Origin of the sequence: Paracoccus sp. 08 (genome assembly GCF_024105395.1) — a bacterium.
GTDB classification, from domain to species: domain Bacteria; phylum Pseudomonadota; class Alphaproteobacteria; order Rhodobacterales; family Rhodobacteraceae; genus Paracoccus; species Paracoccus marcusii.
In genome coordinates, this window is the sequence record NZ_WEKR01000001.1 from 69,975 (window position 1) to 91,547 (window position 21,573).

The 21,573-nt window shown below is 66.1% G+C and carries 26 protein-coding genes; 17 read left to right on the top strand and 9 right to left on the bottom strand.

The annotated features are described in order from the left end of the window. The first annotated feature begins 45 nt into the window (after positions 1 to 45). From choX to choV, 3 genes are read left to right on the top strand one after another with little or no spacing between them, the layout of a single operon-like run. Complete coding sequence (gene choX, locus GBO37_RS00315; protein WP_252926438.1) at positions 46 to 987, top strand: choline ABC transporter substrate-binding protein; 942 nt, start codon at positions 46 to 48, stop codon at positions 985 to 987. A 55-nt stretch (positions 988 to 1,042) separates the two neighbouring features. Beyond that, positions 1,043 to 1,891 carry a choline ABC transporter permease subunit gene (choW, locus tag GBO37_RS00320; RefSeq protein WP_045999052.1) on the top strand — a complete coding sequence of 283 codons (849 nt, stop codon included), beginning with the start codon at positions 1,043 to 1,045 and terminating at the stop codon, positions 1,889 to 1,891. Then, positions 1,888 to 2,892, top strand: a complete 1,005-nt coding sequence (gene choV / locus GBO37_RS00325; protein ID WP_252926440.1) for a choline ABC transporter ATP-binding protein — start codon at positions 1,888 to 1,890, stop codon at positions 2,890 to 2,892. The genes choW and choV overlap by 4 nt, the downstream gene beginning before the upstream one ends. Here choV and GBO37_RS00330 read toward each other — a convergent pair. After that, positions 2,889 to 3,758: an ABC transporter permease gene (locus tag GBO37_RS00330; RefSeq protein ID WP_252926444.1), complete on the bottom strand. Its 870-nt coding sequence runs from the start codon at positions 3,756 to 3,758 to the stop codon at positions 2,889 to 2,891. The genes choV and GBO37_RS00330 overlap by 4 nt on opposite strands. Before the next feature lie 522 nt (positions 3,759 to 4,280). Here GBO37_RS00330 and GBO37_RS00335 point away from each other — a divergent pair. From GBO37_RS00335 to GBO37_RS00345, 3 genes are all read left to right on the top strand, one after another. Continuing rightward, positions 4,281 to 5,303: a sugar transporter gene (locus GBO37_RS00335; protein WP_252926446.1), complete on the top strand. Its 1,023-nt coding sequence runs from the start codon at positions 4,281 to 4,283 to the stop codon at positions 5,301 to 5,303. Further along, complete coding sequence (locus tag GBO37_RS00340) at positions 5,300 to 5,968, top strand: ABC transporter ATP-binding protein (protein WP_045981253.1); 669 nt, start codon at positions 5,300 to 5,302, stop codon at positions 5,966 to 5,968. Before GBO37_RS00335 ends, GBO37_RS00340 begins: the two co-directional genes overlap by 4 nt. A 113-nt stretch (positions 5,969 to 6,081) precedes the next feature. Further along, positions 6,082 to 7,257, top strand: coding sequence for an NAD-dependent epimerase/dehydratase family protein (locus tag GBO37_RS00345; protein ID WP_252926448.1), 1,176 nt, complete (start codon positions 6,082 to 6,084; stop codon positions 7,255 to 7,257). 36 nt (positions 7,258 to 7,293) lie between these two features. Here GBO37_RS00345 and GBO37_RS00350 read toward each other — a convergent pair whose 3' ends face one another. After that, positions 7,294 to 8,109 carry an alpha/beta fold hydrolase gene (locus GBO37_RS00350; RefSeq protein ID WP_252926450.1) on the bottom strand — a complete coding sequence of 272 codons (816 nt, stop codon included), beginning with the start codon at positions 8,107 to 8,109 and terminating at the stop codon, positions 7,294 to 7,296. A gap of 86 nt (positions 8,110 to 8,195) precedes the next feature. Beyond that, positions 8,196 to 8,579, bottom strand: coding sequence for a DUF2147 domain-containing protein (locus GBO37_RS00355; protein WP_045999046.1), 384 nt, complete (start codon positions 8,577 to 8,579; stop codon positions 8,196 to 8,198). Positions 8,580 to 8,714: 135 nt separating this feature from the next. Here GBO37_RS00355 and hisA point away from each other — a divergent pair, with 135 nt between their 5' ends. The 6 genes from hisA to aat all read left to right on the top strand — a co-directional run bounded on the left by hisA (position 8,715) and on the right by aat (position 13,193). Then, entirely contained in the window at positions 8,715 to 9,431 is a 717-nt protein-coding gene (gene hisA, locus GBO37_RS00360; protein WP_045981257.1) for a 1-(5-phosphoribosyl)-5-[(5-phosphoribosylamino)methylideneamino]imidazole-4-carboxamide isomerase, read from the top strand. A gap of 84 nt (positions 9,432 to 9,515) precedes the next feature. Continuing rightward, positions 9,516 to 10,277, top strand: coding sequence for an imidazole glycerol phosphate synthase subunit HisF (gene hisF, locus GBO37_RS00365; protein WP_252926452.1), 762 nt, complete (start codon positions 9,516 to 9,518; stop codon positions 10,275 to 10,277). Continuing rightward, positions 10,274 to 10,591: a phosphoribosyl-ATP diphosphatase gene (locus GBO37_RS00370; protein WP_045981259.1), complete on the top strand. Its 318-nt coding sequence runs from the start codon at positions 10,274 to 10,276 to the stop codon at positions 10,589 to 10,591. Before hisF ends, GBO37_RS00370 begins: the two co-directional genes overlap by 4 nt. Positions 10,592 to 10,698: 107 nt before the next feature. Next, a complete protein-coding gene (accB, locus tag GBO37_RS00375; protein WP_045981260.1) occupies positions 10,699 to 11,217 on the top strand; it encodes an acetyl-CoA carboxylase biotin carboxyl carrier protein in 519 nt (172 codons plus the stop codon). Positions 11,218 to 11,221: 4 nt separating this feature from the next. Further along, a complete protein-coding gene (accC, locus tag GBO37_RS00380; RefSeq protein WP_045981261.1) occupies positions 11,222 to 12,568 on the top strand; it encodes an acetyl-CoA carboxylase biotin carboxylase subunit in 1,347 nt (448 codons plus the stop codon). A gap of 7 nt (positions 12,569 to 12,575) precedes the next feature. Next, positions 12,576 to 13,193, top strand: coding sequence for a leucyl/phenylalanyl-tRNA--protein transferase (aat, locus tag GBO37_RS00385; RefSeq protein WP_127898660.1), 618 nt, complete (start codon positions 12,576 to 12,578; stop codon positions 13,191 to 13,193). Here the strand turns inward: aat and GBO37_RS00390 are convergent. From GBO37_RS00390 to GBO37_RS00410, 5 genes are all read right to left on the bottom strand, one after another. Next, positions 13,184 to 13,534, bottom strand: coding sequence for a DUF2155 domain-containing protein (locus GBO37_RS00390; RefSeq protein ID WP_045981263.1), 351 nt, complete (start codon positions 13,532 to 13,534; stop codon positions 13,184 to 13,186). The genes aat and GBO37_RS00390 overlap by 10 nt on opposite strands. After that, positions 13,531 to 14,007 carry an outer membrane lipid asymmetry maintenance protein MlaD gene (locus tag GBO37_RS00395; RefSeq protein WP_252926454.1) on the bottom strand — a complete coding sequence of 159 codons (477 nt, stop codon included), beginning with the start codon at positions 14,005 to 14,007 and terminating at the stop codon, positions 13,531 to 13,533. The genes GBO37_RS00390 and GBO37_RS00395 overlap by 4 nt, the downstream gene beginning before the upstream one ends. A gap of 1 nt (position 14,008) precedes the next feature. Further along, on the bottom strand, positions 14,009 to 14,383 hold the full coding sequence (locus GBO37_RS00400; RefSeq protein WP_045981265.1) for an NADH:ubiquinone oxidoreductase subunit NDUFA12: 375 nt from the start codon (positions 14,381 to 14,383) through the stop codon (positions 14,009 to 14,011). 83 nt (positions 14,384 to 14,466) lie between these two features. Beyond that, positions 14,467 to 15,732, bottom strand: coding sequence for an ATP-dependent Clp protease ATP-binding subunit ClpX (gene clpX, locus GBO37_RS00405; protein ID WP_045981266.1), 1,266 nt, complete (start codon positions 15,730 to 15,732; stop codon positions 14,467 to 14,469). Positions 15,733 to 15,893: 161 nt separating this feature from the next. Beyond that, positions 15,894 to 16,526, bottom strand: coding sequence for an ATP-dependent Clp protease proteolytic subunit (locus GBO37_RS00410; RefSeq protein ID WP_252926456.1), 633 nt, complete (start codon positions 16,524 to 16,526; stop codon positions 15,894 to 15,896). A gap of 155 nt (positions 16,527 to 16,681) precedes the next feature. Here GBO37_RS00410 and pth point away from each other — a divergent pair, with 155 nt between their 5' ends. From pth to GBO37_RS00430, 4 genes are read left to right on the top strand one after another with little or no spacing between them, the layout of a single operon-like run. Continuing rightward, complete coding sequence (gene pth, locus GBO37_RS00415) at positions 16,682 to 17,377, top strand: aminoacyl-tRNA hydrolase (protein WP_252926472.1); 696 nt, start codon at positions 16,682 to 16,684, stop codon at positions 17,375 to 17,377. Continuing rightward, positions 17,374 to 18,372, top strand: coding sequence for a DUF2332 family protein (locus tag GBO37_RS00420; protein WP_252926458.1), 999 nt, complete (start codon positions 17,374 to 17,376; stop codon positions 18,370 to 18,372). The genes pth and GBO37_RS00420 overlap by 4 nt, the downstream gene beginning before the upstream one ends. Before the next feature lie 48 nt (positions 18,373 to 18,420). Further along, entirely contained in the window at positions 18,421 to 18,795 is a 375-nt protein-coding gene (locus GBO37_RS00425) for a DUF2237 family protein (protein ID WP_045999036.1), read from the top strand. Next, a complete protein-coding gene (locus GBO37_RS00430) occupies positions 18,785 to 19,384 on the top strand; it encodes a DUF4893 domain-containing protein (RefSeq protein ID WP_252926460.1) in 600 nt (199 codons plus the stop codon). The genes GBO37_RS00425 and GBO37_RS00430 overlap by 11 nt, the downstream gene beginning before the upstream one ends. Here the strand turns inward: GBO37_RS00430 and trpB are convergent, their stop codons facing one another. Next, a complete protein-coding gene (gene trpB, locus GBO37_RS00435; protein ID WP_252926462.1) occupies positions 19,385 to 20,611 on the bottom strand; it encodes a tryptophan synthase subunit beta in 1,227 nt (408 codons plus the stop codon). Between the two features lie 212 nt (positions 20,612 to 20,823). Between trpB and GBO37_RS00440 the strand changes: the two genes are divergently transcribed. Beyond that, complete coding sequence (locus GBO37_RS00440; RefSeq protein WP_252926464.1) at positions 20,824 to 21,531, top strand: gamma-glutamylcyclotransferase; 708 nt, start codon at positions 20,824 to 20,826, stop codon at positions 21,529 to 21,531. Positions 21,532 to 21,573 lie beyond the last annotated feature (42 nt).

The following is a 21,573-nucleotide window of genomic DNA, read 5'->3' on the forward strand; positions in this document are numbered from 1 at the left end:
CATGTAACGTTAATTGACTGAACAATCAAGAACAGGGAGCCCATCATGACCCTTTCCCGCATCCTCGCGGTCCTTGCGATGACGCCCGCGCTGGCGCTGCCCGCCGCCGCACAGGAACCCGACAGCTGCCGAGAGGTGGTGTTTTCCGACGTGGGCTGGTCCGACATCACCGCGACCACGGCCATCGCGTCGACGGTCCTGCAGGCCCTGGGATACGAGACCGAGACACGCATCCTCTCGGTCCCGGTGACCTATACGGCGCTGTCCACGGACGACGTGGACGTGTTCCTGGGCAACTGGATGCCCACGATGGAGGCCGACATCGCCCCCTATCGCGATGCGGGCACGGTCGACACGGTGCGCACCAATCTGACCGGTGCGAAATACACGCTGGCCACAAACAAGGCCGGTGCCGACCTGGGGATCGCCGATTTCCCAGACATCGCCGCGCAGAGCGAGGCGCTGGACGGCAAGATCTATGGCATCGAGCCGGGCAACGACGGCAACCGCCTGCTGCTTGAGATGGTGGCGATGGACAAGTTCGACCTGGGCACTTTCGAGGTCGTCGAATCCAGCGAACAGGGCATGCTGGCCCAGGTCCAGCGCGCGACCAACAGCGATCAGCCCGTGATCTTCCTGGGATGGGAGCCCCACCCCATGAACGCCCAGTTCGAGATGACCTATCTGACCGGCGGCGATGAGATCTTCGGCCCCGATCTTGGCGGCGCCGAGGTTCGCACCAACACCCGCGCGGGATATGTCGCGGAATGCCCCAACGTGGGCAAGTTCCTGACCAACCTGGAATTCACCCTGACCATGGAGAACGAGGTCATGGGCGCGATCCTGAACGACGGTCAGGATCCGATGGACGCCGCCCGCGACTGGCTGGCGGCCAACCCGGACGCGGCCACCCCCTGGCTGGTCGACGTGACCACCGCCGACGGCAACGACCCCCAGACCGCGCTGACCGAGGCGCTGGCGCAATGACCCCCCGCCCCGGCGCTGTGCCGCCGGGGCCCCCAACGTCATAGAGGGTGCAGGCATGGAACAGCTGACCGATTGGGTCACCGACACCAAGATCCCCGTGGGACGGACCGCAAAGACGGTCTTTGACTGGCTGAACGCCAATGCGGCCGGGCTGTTCGATGCGATCTCGACCGGGATGGAGGCGCTGATCGACGCCATCCTGACGGGGCTGGAGGCACCGAACCCGTTCCTGTTCATCGCGCTGGCCGTGGCGCTGACTTGGGCGCTGCAGCGGCGGTTGGGCACCTGCCTGCTGGTGATGTTCGGGCTGCTGTTCGTGCTGAACCAGGGCTACTGGTCCGAAATGCTGCAGTCGCTGACGCTGGTCCTGTCGGCCTGCATCGTCTGCATGGCMGTGGGCGTGCCCATCGGCATCGCCTGCGCGCACCGGCCGCGGCTTTATGCCTGGATGCGCCCGGTCCTGGACCTGATGCAGACGCTGCCGACCTTCGTGTATCTGATCCCGGCGATCGTGTTCTTCGGCATCGGCATGGTGCCGGGCCTGCTGGCCACCGTGATCTTCGTGCTGCCCGCGCCGATCAGGCTGACGCAGCTGGGCATCGCCTCGACCCCGCCTGCACTGGTCGAGGCCGCGACCGCGTTCGGTGCCACCCCCCGCCAGCTGCTGTGGAAGGTGGAACTGCCAAGCGCCCTGCCCCAGATCATGGCCGGGCTGAACCAGACCATCATGCTGTCGCTGTCGATGGTCGTCATCGCCGCGCTGGTCGGTGCATCGGGCCTGGGGGTGCCGGTCGTGCGGGCACTGAACAGTGTCAACACCGCACTGGGCTTCGAATCGGGCATGGTGATCGTCGTCGTCGCCATCCTGCTGGACCGGATGCTGCGCATGGAGGGCCGCAAATGAACGCCGTCGAATTCGACCGGGTGTGCATCGTCTTCGGCGATCACCCCGACCGCGCCCTGCCCCTGATGGACGAGGGTCTGGACCGCGGCCCCATCAAGACCGAAACCGGGCAGGTGCTGGGCGTCCACGATTGCAGCCTGTCTGTCGCCGATGGAGAGATCCTGGTCCTGATGGGCCTGTCGGGATCGGGCAAATCCACGCTGCTGCGGGCGGTGAACGCGTTGAACCCCGTCTGCCGCGGAGAGGTCCGCATCAAGCGCGGCGGTCAGATGGTCAGCGTGACCGCAGCCGGCAGCCGGGCGCTGCGCGACATCCGCCTGCGCGACGTGGCGATGGTGTTTCAGGCCTTCGGCCTGCTGCCATGGCGCACGGTTCGCGACAATGTCGGCCTTGGGCTGGAACTGGCGGGCATGTCGCAGGCCGAACGGCGGAGCAAGATTGAGGGCCATCTGGCGACCGTGGGCCTGTCCGAATGGGCCGACCGCAAGGTCGGAGAGCTGTCCGGCGGCATGCAGCAGCGCGTGGGCCTGGCCCGCGCCTTTGCGACCGAGGCACCGATCCTGCTGATGGACGAACCGTTCAGCGCGCTGGACCCGCTGATCCGCGCCAGGCTGCAGGACGAACTGCTGGAGCTGCAGGCCAAGACCGGGAGGACCATCATCTTCGTCAGCCATGACCTGGACGAGGCCTTCAAGCTTGGCAACCGCATCGCGTTGATGGAGGGCGGACGCATCGTGCAGATCGGAACGGCCAGAGAGATAATCGCCAACCCGATCAACGACTATGTCGCCGATTTCGTGGCGCACATGAACCCGCTTGGCGTGCTGACCGCCGAGGACGTCGCCGAACCCGGCACCGCCGAGGGAGAGCCCGTGCCCCGCGACATGCCGGTGCGCGCGGTCATGGGCCTCTTGGCGAATCGCACAGCCCTGCCCGTGCAGGGCGGCGGGCGCATCACGCAGGCCGCGGTCCTGGCCCGGCTGATCGACCCGCGGGGCTAGCTGTTCTGCAGGTCGCGGTGGTACCGGACCAGCAGCGCCAGCCCCAGGGCGAACACACCCAACCCCATCCCGAAAATGTAGACGTAGCTGACATAGTCGCCGATGTACTGAGGAAAGAACGCCCTGCGCATCTGTCCGATTACGTGGATCAGCGGATTCCACCACAGCCAGTCCTGATAAGGCGGGGGAACATCATCGAACATGAAGAAGATACAGGACAGCAGAAAGAACGGCTTCATCAAGATGCCCCATAGAGGCTGCCACCACGTCACTGCCTCGAACAGAAAGCAGTTCATGACGCCAACCGCAGACGCGACAAGCACCATCATTGCTAAAGCAATAGCAATCTGATCGACCTGCGGGTCCGTCCTGGTTTCGTTCATCAGGTAGATGCTGGTGAAGATCACCGTGGCCACCATGATCTGCGTGATTGCGTTAAAGATAATGCGCGCCAGAAGCGCGTCCATAAAGGTTACGGCGGGATAGGACAAAAGCGCAGTCGAATAGCGCACGGAGGACGCAACCTTGCCGGACATGTCTAGGTATCCTAAGAAAGGCACCATTCCGGTCGCATAGAACATCGCAAAACTGGTGCCGATTGGCGGTTGATTAAACGTTACCGAAAAGATCAGCGTCAACAGGATGATTCCACCTGCAGGCTCGGCGATGGCCCAGAAATATCCGCCGGACGCACGCCCCTTACTGGTCTGCATCTCGCGCAGGACAAGGGCGACGATGGCGCGCAGGCTGGCGAAACTGCGGTGCTTGCGCACCTCCTTAAGGACGCGTGGGCCCTGCGCAACGGCCCTTTGCTGTGGCAAGGGGGCGGCGGGCGGACCATGTTGGGGCGTGGTGGTCTTGGACATGCGGATCACGGATGGCGCCAGAAGGCGCGTTTGCACTGCTCACGATCCTGGCAACGGATCGGTGCTGGAACTGTTCTGCGCGCTTATGTATGACGGCGCCAGCAAGATCAACAAGGCAGGCGGGGTAAACGCATGTCCGCCCAGGACCCTAACTCCGGACGCCACGCCAACGTGTCGTCTGATCCAGGCGCAGCGCAGTCAGACAAGACGCCCGCTGCTCAGGACAATTTCCGCGCTCAGGAACATAGTGAGCCCGTGGCCCCACGATCGGCGGAAGGCGGTATGGGACAGACACGCCAGACAGAACAGAACGTCGGGCAGGTCGCCAAACGGCCCGGTAAGGGGACTGGCCAGCAGATCATCCGTCCCAAGGCGCGCAATCCACAGATGCAGGCGCGCATACAAGCCGCGATGCAACAAACTGTCTTGCCGCCCGCCAGCCCGGCACGCCTGCACCGACGCCACTATGGCATGGTCATTAGCTTTGTTGTTCTGGTTATCATTCCGATCATACTGAGCGCGATGTACATCTATACCCGCGCATCGGATCAGTACGCGTCCTATGTCGGCTTCTCGGTCCGCAGCGAATCCGCGCCCAGCCCGACGGACGTTCTGGGCGGGCTGGGGTCGCTGGTGGGGGTCACGTCCAGTTCGACCAGCGACACCGACATCCTGTACAAGTTCATCCAGAGCCGTGACCTGGTCGAACGGGTCAATGCCCGCATCGACCTGCGTGAGGTCTGGTCCAAGGCCCCGGATGATCCGATCTTTGGGTTCCGCGGCGGCTCTGCCTTGGAAGATTTGGTTGACGAGTGGGAGCGGAAGGTTCGCATTCATTACGATTCCGGGATGATCGACCTGCGCATCTTGGCCTTCGATCCTGTCGATGCCCAGACCATCGCCAATGCGATCCTGGAAGAGGGCGGCATCCTGATCAACCAGCTGAATGACATCGCCCGCGAGGATGCACTGCGCTATGCCCGCGACGAGCTGGATCGGGCGCAGGATCGCCTGCGCGAGGCCCGCCAGGAGGTGACCGAGTTCCGCAATCGCTATCAGCTGGTGGACCCGGTGGCCGACGTGCAGGGTCAGATCGGCGTCGTCACATCGCTGCAGCAGCAACTGGCCGAACAGCTGGTCGGCCTGGGCCTGCTGCAGGCGAACGCGCAGCCCGAGGACCCGCGGATCGGCCAGGCCGAACTGCGCATCCAGGTCATCCGCGACCAGATCGAGGCCGAGCGCCAGAAGTTCGGGTCGACCGGCGGCGAGGAGGCCTTGTCCGATGTCGTGGGCCAGTTCGAGATTCTGACCGTCGACCGGCAGTTCGCCGAGGCCACCTATACCGCGGCCCTTGCCGGCTTCGAGACCGCGCGGGCCGAGGCCGTGCGCCAGTCGCGCTATCTGGCACCGTACATCCGCCCGACGCTTGCACAGGAGGCCGAGTTCCCCGAACGCGCAAAGCTGCTGCTGATGATCGCCGGGTTCCTGACGGTGCTGTGGGTGATCGGCAGCCTGATCTTCTACAGCCTGCGCGACCGGCGATGATCTATCTGCAGAACCTCTGCAAGACCTACACGCTGAACGGCAAGCACAAGGTGGTGGCCGACGACATCACCGCGATCTTTCCGTCCGGCGTGTCGGTCGCGCTGCTGGGGCGCAACGGCGCGGGCAAGTCGTCGCTGCTGCGGATGATCTCGGGGGCCATGCTGCCGTCGTCGGGCAAGGTGCTGTCCACCGGGACGATCAGCTGGCCGGTGGGCTTTGCCGGTTCGTTCAGCGGAGAGCTGACGGGAGAGCAGAACTGCCGCTTTGTCGCGCGCATCTATGGCGTGGACACCGAGGAGCTGCTGTACTTCGTCCAGGATTTTGCCGAACTGGGCGATCACTTCAAGCTGCCGATCCGCACCTATTCCTCGGGGATGCGGTCCCGCCTGGCCTTCGGCCTGTCGATGGCGGTTCCCTTTGACACCTACCTGGTGGACGAGGTCTCGGCCGTGGGCGACGCGGCCTTCCGCACCAAGTCCAACCGCGTCTTCAATGAACGCATGTCGAATGCCGGGGCCATCGTGGTCGCGCATTCGATGGGAATGCTGCGCGAGACCTGTCACGCAGGGGCGGTCCTGGAACAGGGCAAGCTGACCTTCTATCCCGACCTGGAAGACGCCATCGCGGCGCATATGGTCAACATGCAGCAGGCCCAGACAGGCTGATTGCCGCCGGTTTCATGACATCCGGATGACGCAACCCCTGCGGGGGTGGCGCTTGCATGCGCGCATGGATATTGATTTGAATGAATTCAGCGCATCATTCGGCAAGGCATATCATGAAGATCATCGTTCTGGGCGGAGACGGTTTCTGCGGCTGGCCCACGGCCCTGCACCTGTCCGCCCGCGGTCACGACGTCGTGATCGTCGACAACCTCTCGCGCCGCAAGATCGATGTAGAGCTTGAGGTCGCCTCCCTGACGCCGATCCGCCCCCTGGGCGAGCGCGTCCGTGCCTGGGCCGAGGTGACCGGCAACCACATCCGGACCGAGGATCTGACCGTCGGTCACGATTACGACCGGCTGCTGGCGCTGTTGGAGCGTGAACGGCCCGATGCGATCGTGCATTTCGCCGAACAGCGTGCGGCGCCCTATTCCATGAAATCGGCCCGCCACAAGCGCTACACCGTCAACAACAACCTGAATGCGACGCATGACGTGCTGGCCGCGATCGTCGAATCGGGTCAGGACATCCATCTGGTGCACCTTGGCACGATGGGCGTCTATGGCTACGGCACCGCCGGCATGAAGATCCCTGAAGGCTATCTGGACGTGACCGTGCAGACCGCGCAGGGACCCCATGACCAGCAGATTCTGTACCCGGCCAATCCGGGCAGCATCTATCACATGACCAAGACCCAGGATGCGCTGTTCTTCTTCTACTACAACAAGAACGACGGCCTGAGGATCACCGACCTGCATCAGGGCATCGTCTGGGGCACGCAGACGGCCGAAACGCAAATGGACGAACGGTTGATCAACCGCTTCGATTACGATGGCGACTATGGGACGGTGCTGAACCGGTTCCTGATGCAGGCGGCCATCGGCTATCCGATGACCGTGCACGGAACGGGCGGCCAGACGCGCGCCTTCATCCACATTCAAGACACCTGCCGCTGCATCGAACTGGCCATCGCGAACCCGCCCAAACGCGGCGACCGGGTGCAGATCCTGAACCAGATGACCGAGACGCACCGCGTCCGCGACCTGGCGCAGATGATCTCGGACCGCACGGGGACCGAGGTCGCGTTCCAGAAGAACCCTCGCAACGAGGCTGACGAGAACGACCTGCATGTCGTCAACGACAGCTTTCTGGGGTTGGGCCTGCAGCCGATTACCCTGGCCGAGGGTCTGCTGTCAGAGGTCCGTGACATCGCCCGCAAATACTCTGACCGCTGCGACCGCGACAAGATCCCCTGCGTGTCTCAGTGGCGCGCGGCGCAGGCGGCAGAATAGGCGACAGGGGGCGGACGGTCCGCCCCCTGCCCCCGATCAGGCCAGAAACGCCTTGAGGTCGTCCAGCAGCCGCTCGCCATGCGTGGCGGCCAGTCCGTGCGGGGCGTTGTCGTATTCGATCAGTTTTGCGCTCGGGACCATCTTGGCCATCCGATGCGCGGTGGCGGCGATGGGCACGATCTTGTCTGCCGTGCCATGCACGACCAGCGTGGGCAGATTGATCTGCGCCACGTCCGCGGTGAAATCGGTCATCCCGAACGCTGTCACGCATTCGATCGTGGCGCGCGGGCTGGCCATCATCGCCATGCCCTGTGTCCAGTCCAGAACGGCCTGACTGACGCCGCCCAGAAGGCCCTGGCCATAGAACTGCTTGGCGAAATCCTGCAGGAAGGCCGGACGGTCTTTGCGCAGCCCGTCGCGCATCCCCTCGAACAGGTCGGCCGGGGCACCGTCGGGATTGGCGTCGGATTTCAGCAGCCCCGGCGCGACAGACGAGATGAACCCCAACCGGCTGGCCCCCTTTGCGCCGTGGCGCGAGACATAGCGGGCGACCTCTCCGCCGCCCATGGAAAATCCGATGATGGCCGCGTCGGTCAGTTCCAGCTCGTCGATCACCGCGGCCAGATCGTCCGACAGCGTGTCGTAATCATAGCCGTTCCAAGGCTGTTCGGACCGGCCGAATCCGCGGCGGTCATAGCTGACGACGCGATAGCCCGCCTCGGCCAGGCCCAGGGCCTGCGTCTCCCAGCTGTCTGCGGTCAGCGGCCAGCCATGGATCAGGACGACCGGGCGGCCCTGCCCCCAGTCCTTGACGTAAAGCTGCGTGCCATCTTTCGCGGAAATCATCGGCATGGTGCGTTCCTTGGTTGCTGTTTCGCCCAGGGAACGCGTCGGGGCCGCGGCAGGTTCGCCCGGCCCCGATCACTGTTCTGTCGGTGCTACTGCACCCGCACCCAGGTCTGGCTGCTGCACAGCAGGCCACCGGCGATGCAGCCCGACAGGCTCATCCGGTCGCCCGCGACCGAGGCCTTGCCGGCATAGATCTTGTCGTTGGACGGCCGCCAGACGCGACCCGCATAGTTGCCGCCGCCCTGGGGCGCCATGTCGATGACGATCTGGCGGCCCAGGTTGGGCGACTGGTATTCGGCCGTGTCGCGATAGGTCCGGGTGATCGTGCCGCAGAACGCGCCGCCGCAGGGCGCGACGGTGACATGGGCGAACGCGCCCTCGTCGGGCTGGGTCTGCCAGACCCCTTCGATCGGGTCGGCGCTGGCCGCCCCTGCAGCCAGCGCGAACGTGGCGGCCAGAATGATGTGACGCATGGGTCCCTCCTCCTCAGGGTGCGACCAGATTGCGCGGGCCGCCCCCGTCCGGGCAAGCATGACGTCAGGTCCCTTGCCGTTCCCGCCCGCCCCGTGGCAAAGGGGGCGCAACCCTTGAGACCGGAGCGTGCCGCCATGATCCTCTATCCCGCCATCGACCTGAAGGACGGCAACTGCGTGCGCCTGCTGCGCGGCGACATGGAGGCCGCGACCGTCTTCGGCACCGATCCCGCGGCCCAGGCCCGTGCGTTCCAGGATGCGGGTGCCGAATGGCTGCACCTGGTCGACCTGAACGGCGCCTTCGAGGGCAAGCCCGTGAATGCCGCGGCGGTCGAGGCGATCCTGGCGGCTACCGACATTCCGACCCAGCTGGGCGGCGGCATCCGTGACATGGCGACGATCGAATCCTGGCTGGAGCGCGGCCTGACCCGCGTGATCCTGGGCACCGTCGCGGTCGAGAATCCCGACCTGGTACGCGAGGCCGCCGACGCCTTTCCCGGCCGCATCGCGGTCGGTATCGACGCCCGCGCAGGCAAGGTCGCGACGCGGGGCTGGGCCACGGAAACCGACGTGAACGCCACCGACTTGGCCCGCCGGTTCCAGGACGTGGGCGTCGCCGCAATCATCTATACCGACATCGACCGCGATGGCGCGATGGGCGGCCCCAACATCCACGCGACCGAGGCGCTGGCCCGCGCCGTCACGATTCCCGTGATCGCATCCGGCGGGGTCTCGTCGCTGGCCGACCTTAAGGCGCTTGACGACACCAAGGTGATCGCGGGCGCGATCTCGGGGCGGGCGCTTTACGACGGCGCGCTGGACCTGCGCCAGGCGCTGGCCGCGCTGGCCTGACACGGGCGGGCGCGGACCACTGGTCCCGCCCCCACCGTTGCGCTAGAACCCAGGGCTGAACAGCCCCAGCCAAAGGCCCCGACGATGCTCAAGACCCGGATCATTCCCTGCCTGGACGTCGCCGACGGGCGCGTGGTCAAGGGCGTGAACTTCGTCGACCTGGTCGATGCCGGCGACCCGGTCGAGGCCGCACGCGCCTATGACGCCGCCGGCGCGGACGAGATCTGTTTTCTGGACATTCATGCCACCCATGAAAATCGCGGCACCATGTTCGATCTGGTGACCCGGACGGCGGAACAATGCTTTGTCCCGCTGACCGTGGGCGGTGGCGTGCGCACGCACAACGACGTGCGGGCGCTGCTTCTGGCTGGGGCCGACAAGGTCAGCTTCAACTCCGCGGCCGTGGCCGACCCGGATGTGGTGGCCGCCGCCGCCGACCGGTTCGGCAGCCAGTGCATCGTCGTGGCAATCGACGCAAAGACCGTGGAAGACGGCCGGTGGGAGATCTTCACCCATGGCGGCCGCAAGCCCACCGGCATCGACGCGGTGGCGTTCGCGCGACTGGTCGAAGCCAAGGGCGCAGGAGAGATCCTGCTGACCTCGATGGACCGGGACGGGACGCGGTCGGGGTTCAACCTGCCGCTGACGCGGGCCATCGCCGATGCGGTGACCGTTCCGGTCATCGCATCCGGCGGCGTCGGCACGCTGGACCACCTGGTCGAGGGCGTGACCGAAGGTCATGCCAGCGCCGTTCTGGCCGCCAGCATCTTCCATTTCGGTATGCATACCATCGCCGAGGCCAAGGCCCACATGGCCGCCGCCGGCATTCCCATGAGGCTGACATGACCGCCCTGCACCGCCTGGCCGCGACCGTCCAGGACCGCAAGACCGCCGACCCCGACAGCAGCTGGACCGCCAGACTGCTGGCCAAGGGCCCCGAGAAATGCGCCGAGAAGTTCGGCGAGGAGGCCGTCGAGGCGATCATCGAGGCGGTCAAGGGCGACCGCGCCCGCCTGACCGCCGAGGCCGCCGACGTGATGTTCCACCTGCTGGTCATGCTGGCCGCGCGCGACATCACGCTGGAGGACGTCGAGGCGGAGCTGACGCGGCGCGAAGGCACCTCTGGCCTGGCAGAAAAGGCCGCGCGCCCCGGCGCCTGAGCGCGCAAAGCGCGACGGGACCCTTCCCCTTGGGCAGGCACAGGGGCTATAAGCCCTGCAATCGCCGCGCGTGGACGCGGCCCGACCAGAACACGTCAGAGGATGGCATGAGCAACGATTCCCACCACGACAAGCATCACGAGGGCGACGTGGCCTTCATCCGCTCGCTGGCCGAGCTGCTGAACTCCAGCGAGCTGAACGAGATCCAGGTCAAGCGCGAATATGGCGAGCATGACCGCCTGACGGTCAGCCTGACCAAGCAGGGCAAGCAGGTCGTCTATGCCCAGAGCCCAGCGGCGCCTTCCGCCCCGGCACCGCAGGCATCCGCCCCGGCGCCCGCCGCGGCCACTGCGCCCGCCTCTGCCGCGGCCAGCGCCGATCCGGCCAGCCTGCCCGGCGCCGTGACCTCGCCCATGGTGGGCACCGCCTATCTGTCGGCTGAGCCCGGCGCCGCGGCCTTCGTCACCGTCGGTCAGACCGTGGCCGAGGGCGACACGCTGATGATCGTCGAGGCCATGAAGACGATGAACCACATTCCCGCGCCCCGTGCGGGCACGGTGCGCCGCATCCTGGTCGATGACGGCAACCCGGTCGAATTCGGCACCCCCCTGATGATCGTCGAGTAAGCCCATGTTCGACAAGATCCTCATCGCCAACCGGGGCGAGATCGCGCTGCGCGTGATCCGCGCCTGCCGCGAGATGGGCATCGCATCGGTCGCGGTCCATTCGACCGCCGACGCCGACGCGATGCATGTCCGCATGGCAGACGAATCGGTCTGCATCGGTCCGCCGTCTTCGGCGCAATCCTATCTGTCGATGCCGGCGCTGATTTCGGCCTGCGAGATCACGGGCGCGCAGGCGATCCACCCGGGCTACGGCTTCCTGTCCGAGAATGCGGGTTTCGTGCAGATGCTGGAAGATCACGGCATCACCTTCATCGGTCCGCGTGCCGAACACATCCGCATCATGGGCGACAAGATCACCGCAAAGGACACGATGAAGGCGCTTGGCGTGCCCTGCGTGCCCGGCAGCGACGGTGGCGTGAACGACGTGGAACAGGCCAAGGCGGTCGCGGCCCAGATCGGCTATCCGGTCATCATCAAGGCCACGGCGGGCGGCGGCGGTCGCGGCATGAAGGTCGCCGAGAATGAGGCGGGCCTTGAGGTCGCCTTCCGCACCGCGCGGTCCGAGGCCAAGGCAGCCTTCGGCAATCCCGACGTCTATCTGGAGAAATACCTCCAGCGGCCGCGCCATATCGAGATCCAGGTCTTCGGCGACGGCAAGGGCCGCGCCGTGCATCTGGGCGAACGCGACTGCTCGCTGCAGCGCCGCCACCAGAAGGTGCTGGAGGAGGCCCCCGGCCCCGCCATCACCGCCGAACAGCGCGCCCGGATCGGAAAGGTCTGCGCCGATGCCGTCGCCAAGATCGGCTATTCCGGCGCCGGCACGATCGAATTCCTGTTCGAGGACGGAGAGTTCTACTTCATCGAGATGAACACCCGCCTGCAAGTGGAACATCCGGTGACCGAGGCGATCTTCGGGGTCGATCTGGTGCGCCAGCAGATCCGCGTCGCTGCCGGCCTGCCGATGGAGTTCCACCAGGAGGACCTGGTGATCAACGGCCATTCGATCGAGGTGCGGATCAATGCCGAGAAGGTGCCCAGCTTCTCTCCCTGCCCCGGCAAGATCACCCAGTATCACGCCCCGGGCGGTCTGGGCGTGCGGATGGATTCGGCGCTGTATCAGGGCTATTCGATCCCGCCCTATTACGACAGCCTGATCGGCAAGCTGATCGTTCACGGTCGGGACCGGGACGAGGCGCTGGCCCGTCTGTCGCGCGCCTTGGGCGAACTGATCGTGGACGGGGTCGACACGACCGTGCCGCTGTTCCGTGATCTGCTGGCGGAACCTGACATCCAGTCGGGGAACTACTCGATCCACTGGCTGGAACGCTGGCTGGCCCGGCATTACGCGTAAGGGCCCGATGCTGACGCCTGCGCAGTTGCTGACCGGTTATGCGCGCGGCGTCTTTCCGATGGCCGAAAGCGCGGATGACGACCGCCTGTACTGGTTCGACCCCCCGATGCGGGGGGTCCTGCCGGTGGGGGGCGTCCATGTCGCGCGCTCTCTGCGGCGAGACCTGCGGCGTGGTGGATGGTCCGCGCATCTGGACGGCGATTTCGCAACCGTGGTCGCCGCCTGTGCCGACCGCGAAACGACGTGGATCAACGCTCCGCTGGCGGACCTGTACCAGGCGCTGCACGGCGCGGGCCATGCGCACGCCATCGAGATCCGCCATGACGGGGCCTTCGCGGGCGGTCTGTTCGGCGTGACCCTTGGGGGGGCGTTCTTCGGCGAATCCATGGTTTCGGCCCGCGAGAACGGATCGCGGATGGCGCTGTGGTGGCTGTCGACGCACCTGAAGCGATGCGGCTTCACCTTGTTCGACACGCAGTTCCTGACGCCGCATCTGGCCCGGATGGGTGGGATCGAAATTCCGCGCAAGACCTATCACACGCGGCTGACCGCGGCTCTCCGCCGCAAGGCCGACATCCGTGCGGCGCCACTGCTCTCAGCAGAGATGCTGGCCGCTCAGCCCTGACAGGACATGACCCAGACATCGTAGCGCGCGTCATCCAGCGCCGACAGCGCGGGCGAGCTGGCGATCATCCAGCCGCTAAAGACCGTCGCGTTCTGCCGCAGGTCGGTGATGGTCAGCTGCGCGAAGGCGTCAGAGCTGGGATCGCCTGCAGGATAGCGGCATTCGCCCAGCCTAATCTCCAACCGCCCGTAACGGACGGCCTGACCGATCTGAAGCGGCAGGTCCGTCGTCCGCCCCGACACCTTGTCCAGACCCCGCAGCATCGCGCCCTGTGCGCGCACGGTGTCCTGCGCGGCCAAGGGTGTTGCCATCAGCATCAGGCAAAGCGCGGCGCGAATCATGGCACGGACTCATCGGCCGATTGGCTGTCGACGAATTTCAGCATCAGCTGCAGCAAACTGACCGCACCCTGCACATCCTCGATCTCGTCCCCGGGGGCAAGATTGTCCATCGCGCCGCCGGGCTGCAGCTGAATGTACGCGCCGCCCAGAAGGCCGTCGGACTGAATGAGCGCGGCGCTGTCCGTAGGCAGCACAATGTCGTCTGGGATCGTCATGACCGCATCGGCCAGATAGGTCTGCGGGTTCAACCGAACCTCACTGACGCGGCCGATACGAACACCGGCCAAACGGACCTCTGTCCCGACCGCGACCCCGTCGACATCCGGAAAAGATGCGATCAGCGGATAACCCGATCCGCCGCCCCACTGCCCCTGCGCCGCCCAAGCAAGAAAACCCGCGGCGACCGCAAGGACGACGCCACCCGCGATCAGTTCGGCACGCGCCTCGGTCCCATGGGCGATGTCGGCGGACATGCTATTCCGGGCGCCACGCGTCATAATCACTGCGCACCGCAGGTGCCGCGCGATACAGCGACCCGGCCGGCACATAGGCGCCCGGCGTGCCGGTCAGGTTGGCCTGGTGCGGCTGTTCCCACGCCTTGCGCGGGACGGCCAGTTCGGTCGGCGCCTCGTTCCAGGTGTGGTGCAGCCAGCCGTGCCATTCGGGCGAAATCTGACTGGCCTCGGATTCGGATTTATAGATGACCCAACGGCGCTTGCCGTCCTTGGTCTTGTAGAAGATGTTTCCGGCCGCGTCCTCGCCGACCTTCACGCCGTTGCGCCAGGTCCAGAACTGAGTGTTCAGCGTCTGGCTGTTCCACCAGGTCAGAAAGCGCAGCAGGAACGACATCGGCAGGACCCTCAACGATCAGTTTTGCCCTTGGGATATGCCCCAGTTTCCGCGCAAGGTCCAGCCTTGCGCGGATGCCCCGATCACCCGGCCGAGGCGGTTTCCTTCTTGGGATCGACATGGATCAGCAGGGGCTTGGCAGTGGGGTTGTCCACGGCCTCGTCGTTGACCACGACCTCCTGAACGCTGTCCAGTCCGGGCAGTTCGAACATGGTGTCCAGCAGGATCTCCTCCATGATCGACCGCAGACCGCGAGCACCGGTCTTGCGCTTGATCGCGCGCTTGGCGATGGCGGTCAACGCGTCGTCGGTGAAGGTCAGCTGAACGCCCTCCAGGTCGAACAGGCGCTGGTACTGCTTAACCAGGGCGTTCTTCGGCTTGGTCAGGATGATGATCAGCGCCTCTTCGTCCAGGTCGGTCAGGGTCGCGATGACCGGCAGACGTCCGACGAATTCCGGGATCAGGCCGAACTTCAGCAGATCCTCGGGCTCCAGTTCCTTGAACAGCTCGCCAACGCCCTGATCACCCGTTTCCTTGACCGAGGCGCCAAAGCCCATCGCCGTGCCCTTGTTGCGCTGTGCGATGATGCGGTCCAGACCGGCAAAGGCGCCGCCGCAGATGAACAGGATGTTGGTCGTGTCGACCTGCAGGAACTCCTGCTGGGGATGCTTGCGCCCGCCCTGCGGGGGAACCGAGGCGACCGTACCCTCCATGATCTTCAGCAAGGCCTGCTGCACGCCCTCGCCGGACACGTCACGAGTGATGGACGGGTTGTCCGACTTGCGGGTGATCTTGTCGACCTCGTCGATATAGACGATGCCGCGCTGTGCCCGTTCGACGTTGTATTCGGACGACTGCAGCAGCTTCAGGATGATGTTCTCGACATCCTCGCCGACATAGCCCGCCTCGGTCAGCGTGGTCGCGTCCGCCATCGTAAAGGGCACGTCCAGAATGCGCGCCAAGGTCTGCGCCAGCAGCGTCTTGCCGCAGCCGGTCGGCCCGATCAGCAGGATGTTCGACTTGGCCAGTTCGATGTCGGTCTTGGAGCCGTGGTTCAGACGCTTGTAATGGTTGTGCACGGCCACGGACAGCACGCGCTTGGCATGCTCCTGCCCGATGACGTAATCATCCAGCACACCGCAGATTTCCCGCGGGGTGGGCACGCCGTCGCCGGACTTCAGACCGCTGGTCTTGGTCTCTTCGCGGATGATGTCCATGCACAGTTCGACGCATTCGTCGCAGATGAACACGGTCGGTCCCGCAATCAGCTTGCGGACCTCGTGCTGGCTCTTGCCGCAGAAGCTGCAATAGAGCGTGTTCTTGCTGTCGCTGCCGGACTGGTTCGCCATCGTCCATTTCCTTGACTGCCGTCCCGCAAGGACGCGGGGCGGGCGACGGCGGGATCGGGTTTCCGCGCGCCGCATCTTCGGGTTTCCGCGGCGGATCGGCCGCCGCGGGTCATTCACGCCATGTTACGGGCCAGTCCGGCCCGTCACAATCCCCATCAAAGCTATTTCTTCTCCGGTATGGCCTTGCCGCGCGGAGCCACGACCTCGTCGATCAGGCCCCAGTCCTTCGCCTCGTCCGCGGTCATGAAACGATCGCGCTCCAGCGCCGCCTCGACCTCGGTCAGAGATTTGCCGGTGTGATGGACATAGATCTCGTTCAGGCGACGCTTCAGCTTTTCGGTTTCGCGCGCGTGGATCAGGATGTCGGTGGCCTGGCCCTGGTATCCGCCCGATGGCTGGTGGACCATCACCCGGCTGTTCGGCAGCGAATAGCGCAGACCCGGCTCTCCGGCCGCCAGAAGCAGCGAACCCATGCTGGCCGCCTGCCCCACCACCAGCGTCGAAACGCGCGGCTTGATGTACTGCATGGTGTCATAGATCGACAGACCCGAGGTCACGACACCGCCGGGACTGTTGATATACATGCTGATATCCTTGGACGGGTTCTCCGCCTCAAGGAACAGCAACTGCGCGCAGATCAGCGTCGACATCCCGTCGTGAACGGGACCCGAGACGAAGATGATGCGCTCCTTCAGCAGACGCGAGAAGATGTCATAGGCCCGTTCCCCGCGCGAGGTCTGTTCGACCACCATCGGCACCAGGGTGTTCATGTAGAATTCTGCCGGATCGCTCATCTTCTGTCCTTGCCTGTTCGCCCCTGTCCCCGCGATTCGACCGGGCACTTGTCCCTGTCTTACCCGCGAAGTGTTGACAGAGTCTTAGTAACGGGCAAGGACAGCCGCAAGGGATGGAACGCAAATCGCCCCCGGCGGGCGGACAGGAGGCAGCCGTGAAGCTGATCGTGGGGCTGGGCAATCCCGGCGCGAAATATGCGGCCAATCGTCACAACATCGGGTTTCTGGCCTTGGACCGGATCGCCGCGGACCACGATTTCACCCCTTGGCGCGCCCGGTTTCAGGGCATGGCCGCCGATGGCCGCCTTGGCGAGATGCGCGTCACGCTGCTCAAGCCTCAGACCTTCATGAACCTGTCCGGCCAGTCCGTCGGAGAGGCCGCGCGATATCTGAAGCTGGCGCCCGCCGACGTCATCGTGCTGCACGACGAACTGGACCTGGCGCCCGGCAAGTGCCGCGTCAAGCAGGGCGGCGGGCATGCAGGCCACAACGGGCTGCGCTCGATCCACCAGCATATCGGCGCGGAATACGGACGGGTGCGGCTTGGCATCGGGCATCCGGGGCACAAGGACAAGGTCGCGTCCTATGTGCTGTCCGACTTTGCCAAGGCAGAGCAGGACTGGCTGGACGACCTGTTGCGCGGCATCTCGGACGGCGCCCCGGCGCTCGCGACCGGCGATGGCGGCCGGTTCCAGAACGCGGTGGCGAACCGCACCGCACCGGCGCGCAACAGCGGGACCGAGGCCCCGACCCCGAAACCCGCACCCCCACCGGCGCCGAAACCGGACCCCGCGCCCCAGCCCGTCACCCTGACCGACCGCCTGCGCGCGCTGAGCGACCGGTTCAAGTGACGGTCGCCGCGGCCTTTGCCCATCAGGCCCGCGCCTGTGCCGCGCTTGGATCACCGCTGACGGCACAGCTGTGCCGGACCCTGCCCCAGGTTCTGGCCGACGGACCGGTCGCGGACCGCGTGCTGGGCTGGACGGGCGATCCGTCCACCGCGGCGGATTCGCTGCCCCTGCGCCTGTGCGGGGCGCTGCATGCGCTGGTGTTGACCGGGCAGGCCTCTGACCTTGCACGCGCCTATGACGGCGGCGTTGTGGACCCGGCCCTGCTGCGCCGCGTGCTGGACGATCATGCGGAAACCATCCTGTCATGGCTGGACAGCCCCCCGCAGACGAACGAGGTCGCCCGGTCCGCGGCCCTGATCGGCGCGGCACGGTTCCTCAGCGCGCTGTCACCCCTGCCGCTGCGGCTGCTGGAGCTGGGGGCGTCGGCCGGATTGAACCTGAATTTCGACCGCTATTACCTGGGTACGGGGGAAACCGGCGTGGTGCTGACACCCGAATGGCGGGGCGCGATGCCGCAGGGGTCGGTGACGGTTGCCAGCCGTCGCGGGGTCGACCTGAACCCGCTGGACCCGGATCGCGACGGGCTGCGACTGATGGCCTATTGCTGGGCCGATCAGCATGACCGCATGGCGCGCCTGCGGGCGGCGCTGGACCTGGCCCGGCGGGACCCGCCGCAGATCAACCGTGGCGATGCGGGCGCCTGGCTGGCCGACCGCTTGGCCAAGCCGGTGCCGGACCGGCTGACGCTGGTCTATCACACCGTCGCAGCCCAGTATTTTCCACCCGCGACGGTGCAGGCCTGCACTGACGCCCTGTCCCACGCAGGCCGGACCGCGACCCCGTCGGCCCCCGTGGCCCATCTGCGGATGGAGGCCGATGGCGGCGAGGGCGCGGCGCTGGACCTGACGCTGTGGGACGGCACCCGGCGCGACTGGTCGCTTGGCCGCGCGGATTTTCACGGGCGCTGGATCGACTGGCAGCCGAAGCAGTTGTGACTTTCCCCGGCGCCCGGCTGCGCCTAGGCTGGGCGAAAAGGAGACTCCATGGACGCTTCGATCAATGTGCTGGGCGGCGTCTTGCAGCCCTGTTCGACCAAGCCGATGACCGGATTCTTTCGCAACGGCTGCTGCGACACCGGGCCCGAGGACCGGGGCAGCCACACGGTCTGCGTGATCCTGACCGACGAATTCCTGGCAATGTCGCGCTATCTGGGCAACGACCTGACGACCCCGCGGCCGGAATACGGCTTTGCGGGGCTGAAGGCCGGCCAGCGCTGGTGCCTGTGCGCCAGCCGCTTTCTGCAGGCGGCACAAGAATTCGCCGCGCCGACCGTGGTGCTGGAATCCACGCACAAACGCGCGCTGGAGATCGTGCCGCTGGAGCTGTTGAAGCGCCATGCCGGGACCGATGCGGACTAGGACGGCGATCCTGATCGCGGCGCTGGCCGCGACACCCGCCGCGGCCTTCGGCCCCGACCTTGCACCCATCATCCGCGCCGAAGACCGCATCCGGCTAGAGCAGGTCGATACGGTGGCCGGACGCACGCTGAGGGGCGCCCTTGCGCAGGGAACCCCGGACGATCTGGCCGTGCTGATGCAGGGTCTGGCAGGCCGCCCCCTGCCCGCCGATCAGGCCGCGGCCCTGCTGCCCGGCGACTGGTCGTGCCGGATGCTGAAGCTGGGCGGCGGGTTGCCTCTGGTCGTCTATCAGCCGTTCCGCTGTCGCATCGACACCGACGGCGGGTTCGTGAAACTGACCGGCTCACAGCGGATGCAGGGCATGATCGGCGATCTGGACGGGGCACAGGCCTATCTGGGCACAGGCTACATCGCCGGCGATACCGCCCCGCCCTATGCCGACCTGCCCGACAGCATCGACCCCGCCGCCACGCCGCAGCGCGTCCCCGAGGTCGGCATGGTCGAGGTCGTCAGCCCGACGCAGGCGCGCATCCTGATGCCCCTGCCGATGCTGGAAGCGGACCTGAACATCCTGCTGCTGACGCGCTGATCAGGTCTTCAGGTCCTGGCCCAGGTGCTTGGCGACGGTGAAGATGTCCTTGTCGCCACGACCGCACATGTTCATCACGATGATGTGGTCGGCGGGCAGGTCCGGCGCGATCTTGATCACATGGGCCAGCGCGTGGCTGGGCTCCAGCGCGGGAATGATGCCTTCCAGCGCACAGCACAGCTGGAACGCGCCAAGCGCTTCATCATCCGTGATGCTGACATATTCTGCGCGGCCGATATCCTTCAGCCAGGCATGTTCCGGCCCGATGCCGGGATAGTCCAGGCCCGCGCTGATCGAATGACCCTCCAGGATCTGGCCGTCATCGTCCTGCAGCAGATAGGTGCGGTTGCCGTGCAGGACGCCCGCGCGGCCGCCCGACAGGCTGGCGCAATGCTCCATCCGGTCGTCGACGCCCTTGCCCCCGGCCTCGACGCCGATGATGCGGACGTCCTTGTCGTTCAGGAACGGATAGAACAGGCCCATCGCGTTCGACCCGCCGCCGATGGCCGCGATGATCGTGTCGGGGAAACGCCCTTCGCGCGGCATGATCTGTTCGCGGACCTCCTTGCCGATGATCGACTGGAAGTCCCGGACCATCGCCGGATAGGGGTGCGGCCCCGCGACCGTGCCGATGCAGTAGAACGTGTCGCGCACATTGGTCACCCAATCGCGCAGCGCATCGTTCATCGCATCTTTCAGCGTGCCGCGGCCGCTGGTCACCGGGATCACCTCGGCCCCCAGCAGGCGCATGCGGAAGACGTTGGGCGACTGACGTTCCACGTCATGCGCGCCCATGTAGACCACGCATTTCAGCCCGAACCGCGCGCAGACGGTGGCGGTCGCCACGCCATGCTGGCCCGCGCCGGTTTCAGCGATGATGCGCGTCTTGCCCATGCGGATCGCCAGCAGGATCTGGCCCAGCACGTTGTTGATCTTGTGCGCGCCGGTGTGGTTCAGTTCGTCCCGCTTCATGTAGATCTTGGCGCCGCCCAGATGCTGGGTCATGCGTTCCGCGAAATAGAGCGGGCTGGGACGGCCCACGTAGTGCGTCCACAGGTCGTCCATCTGCGCCCAAAAGGACGGGTCGGTCTTGGCGCGTTCGTATTCCGCCTCCAGGTCCAGGATCAGCGGCATCAGCGTCTCGGACACGAAGCGGCCGCCATAGATGCCAAAGCGCCCCTGATCGTCGGGGCCGGAGGTAAAGCTGTTCAGCAGATCGTCGGCCATGGGATGCGCCTTTGGGTTATTTGCGTGTCTGGGCAACCGGAATGCCCCTTGCCCCCGTTCTAGCCGCCATCGCGCGCAGGGTGAAGCCCGTGCAGGCAGGCGGCCCGCGAAACCGCCCGATTTGCGCGCGACGTCGTGACGCGGACAGGTTTGGCGGTTGACGCCCGGCGGATGACGGTCAAAACCTGCGCCCGACACGCCACACCGGAGGGATGATGCCCAAGGCCCGCACCCTGTCGCTGAGCGATCACCACGTCGCCAGCGTCGCCCCCGCCGAGAGGCTGCTCTACAACCCCGCCTGGCGGATTCTGGAGGATGGCGACCTGGACGCGCTGGCCCTGCGGCTGACGCAGGGGCGGACGGGCCCGATACCGATCTTCGCCTATGGGTCGCTGATCTGGAATCCGGGCTTTGCGGTTCAGGACCGCCGCCGCGCCACGGCGATCGGCTGGCACCGTGATTTTTCGCTGACGTTGGACCATTTCCGCGGCACGCCGGAACGGCCCGGCCTGATGCTGGCGCTGGCATCGGGCGGCACCTGCGAGGGGCTGGTGCTGGACATCGCCGAAGGGACCGAGGTCGAATCCATGCGCGCCATCCTGCGCCGCGAACTGGTCGCGCACGAGCTGGCCGCGAATGCCTGCTGGATCCAGGTGCGCACCGATCGCGGGGTCGAATCCGCGCTGACCTTCTATGCCGATCCGGTCGACGCCCCCGTCGCGCGCCTTCCGGTCGAGGAGCAGGCGCGGCTGCTGGCGACCGCTGCAGGCGCTGCAGGATCGGGCGCCGAATATCTGCTGCGCACCGCGCGCGGACTGGCCGAATGGGGCATCGAGGACGATTACATCTGGACGTTGCAGCACCTAGTCGCCGAACGGATCGAGGCCGAGGCGGGCTTTGTGCCCCCGACTGGCCGCTAGCCCATCCCGCGCCCCTTGCGCCAGTGGCCGTGGGGATCGCGT

What these genes read in the sequence shown, in the direction of transcription:
- GBO37_RS00370 (WP_045981259.1), top strand. Translation starts at nt 10,274, where the DNA reads ATGACCGCCCTGCACCGCCTGGCCGCGACCGTCCAGGACCGCAAGACC.
- choX (WP_252926438.1), top strand. Translation starts at nt 46, where the DNA reads ATGACCCTTTCCCGCATCCTCGCGGTCCTTGCGATGACGCCCGCGCTG.
- hisF (WP_252926452.1), top strand. Translation starts at nt 9,516, where the DNA reads ATGCTCAAGACCCGGATCATTCCCTGCCTGGACGTCGCCGACGGGCGC.
- accC (WP_045981261.1), top strand. Translation starts at nt 11,222, where the DNA reads ATGTTCGACAAGATCCTCATCGCCAACCGGGGCGAGATCGCGCTGCGC.
- GBO37_RS00410 (WP_252926456.1), bottom strand. Translation starts at nt 16,526, where the DNA reads ATGAGCGATCCGGCAGAATTCTACATGAACACCCTGGTGCCGATGGTG.
- GBO37_RS00350 (WP_252926450.1), bottom strand. Translation starts at nt 8,109, where the DNA reads ATGCCGATGATTTCCGCGAAAGATGGCACGCAGCTTTACGTCAAGGAC.
- accB (WP_045981260.1), top strand. Translation starts at nt 10,699, where the DNA reads ATGAGCAACGATTCCCACCACGACAAGCATCACGAGGGCGACGTGGCC.
- GBO37_RS00330 (WP_252926444.1), bottom strand. Translation starts at nt 3,758, where the DNA reads ATGTCCAAGACCACCACGCCCCAACATGGTCCGCCCGCCGCCCCCTTG.
- GBO37_RS00440 (WP_252926464.1), top strand. Translation starts at nt 20,824, where the DNA reads ATGATGCCCAAGGCCCGCACCCTGTCGCTGAGCGATCACCACGTCGCC.
- trpB (WP_252926462.1), bottom strand. Translation starts at nt 20,611, where the DNA reads ATGGCCGACGATCTGCTGAACAGCTTTACCTCCGGCCCCGACGATCAG.
- hisA (WP_045981257.1), top strand. Translation starts at nt 8,715, where the DNA reads ATGATCCTCTATCCCGCCATCGACCTGAAGGACGGCAACTGCGTGCGC.
- aat (WP_127898660.1), top strand. Translation starts at nt 12,576, where the DNA reads ATGCTGACGCCTGCGCAGTTGCTGACCGGTTATGCGCGCGGCGTCTTT.
- GBO37_RS00355 (WP_045999046.1), bottom strand. Translation starts at nt 8,579, where the DNA reads ATGCGTCACATCATTCTGGCCGCCACGTTCGCGCTGGCTGCAGGGGCG.
- GBO37_RS00425 (WP_045999036.1), top strand. Translation starts at nt 18,421, where the DNA reads ATGGACGCTTCGATCAATGTGCTGGGCGGCGTCTTGCAGCCCTGTTCG.
- GBO37_RS00335 (WP_252926446.1), top strand. Translation starts at nt 4,281, where the DNA reads ATGTACATCTATACCCGCGCATCGGATCAGTACGCGTCCTATGTCGGC.
- choV (WP_252926440.1), top strand. Translation starts at nt 1,888, where the DNA reads ATGAACGCCGTCGAATTCGACCGGGTGTGCATCGTCTTCGGCGATCAC.
- GBO37_RS00395 (WP_252926454.1), bottom strand. Translation starts at nt 14,007, where the DNA reads ATGTCCGCCGACATCGCCCATGGGACCGAGGCGCGTGCCGAACTGATC.
- GBO37_RS00400 (WP_045981265.1), bottom strand. Translation starts at nt 14,383, where the DNA reads ATGTCGTTCCTGCTGCGCTTTCTGACCTGGTGGAACAGCCAGACGCTG.
- GBO37_RS00430 (WP_252926460.1), top strand. Translation starts at nt 18,785, where the DNA reads ATGCGGACTAGGACGGCGATCCTGATCGCGGCGCTGGCCGCGACACCC.
- clpX (WP_045981266.1), bottom strand. Translation starts at nt 15,732, where the DNA reads ATGGCGAACCAGTCCGGCAGCGACAGCAAGAACACGCTCTATTGCAGC.
- GBO37_RS00390 (WP_045981263.1), bottom strand. Translation starts at nt 13,534, where the DNA reads ATGATTCGCGCCGCGCTTTGCCTGATGCTGATGGCAACACCCTTGGCC.
- GBO37_RS00345 (WP_252926448.1), top strand. Translation starts at nt 6,082, where the DNA reads ATGAAGATCATCGTTCTGGGCGGAGACGGTTTCTGCGGCTGGCCCACG.
- GBO37_RS00340 (WP_045981253.1), top strand. Translation starts at nt 5,300, where the DNA reads ATGATCTATCTGCAGAACCTCTGCAAGACCTACACGCTGAACGGCAAG.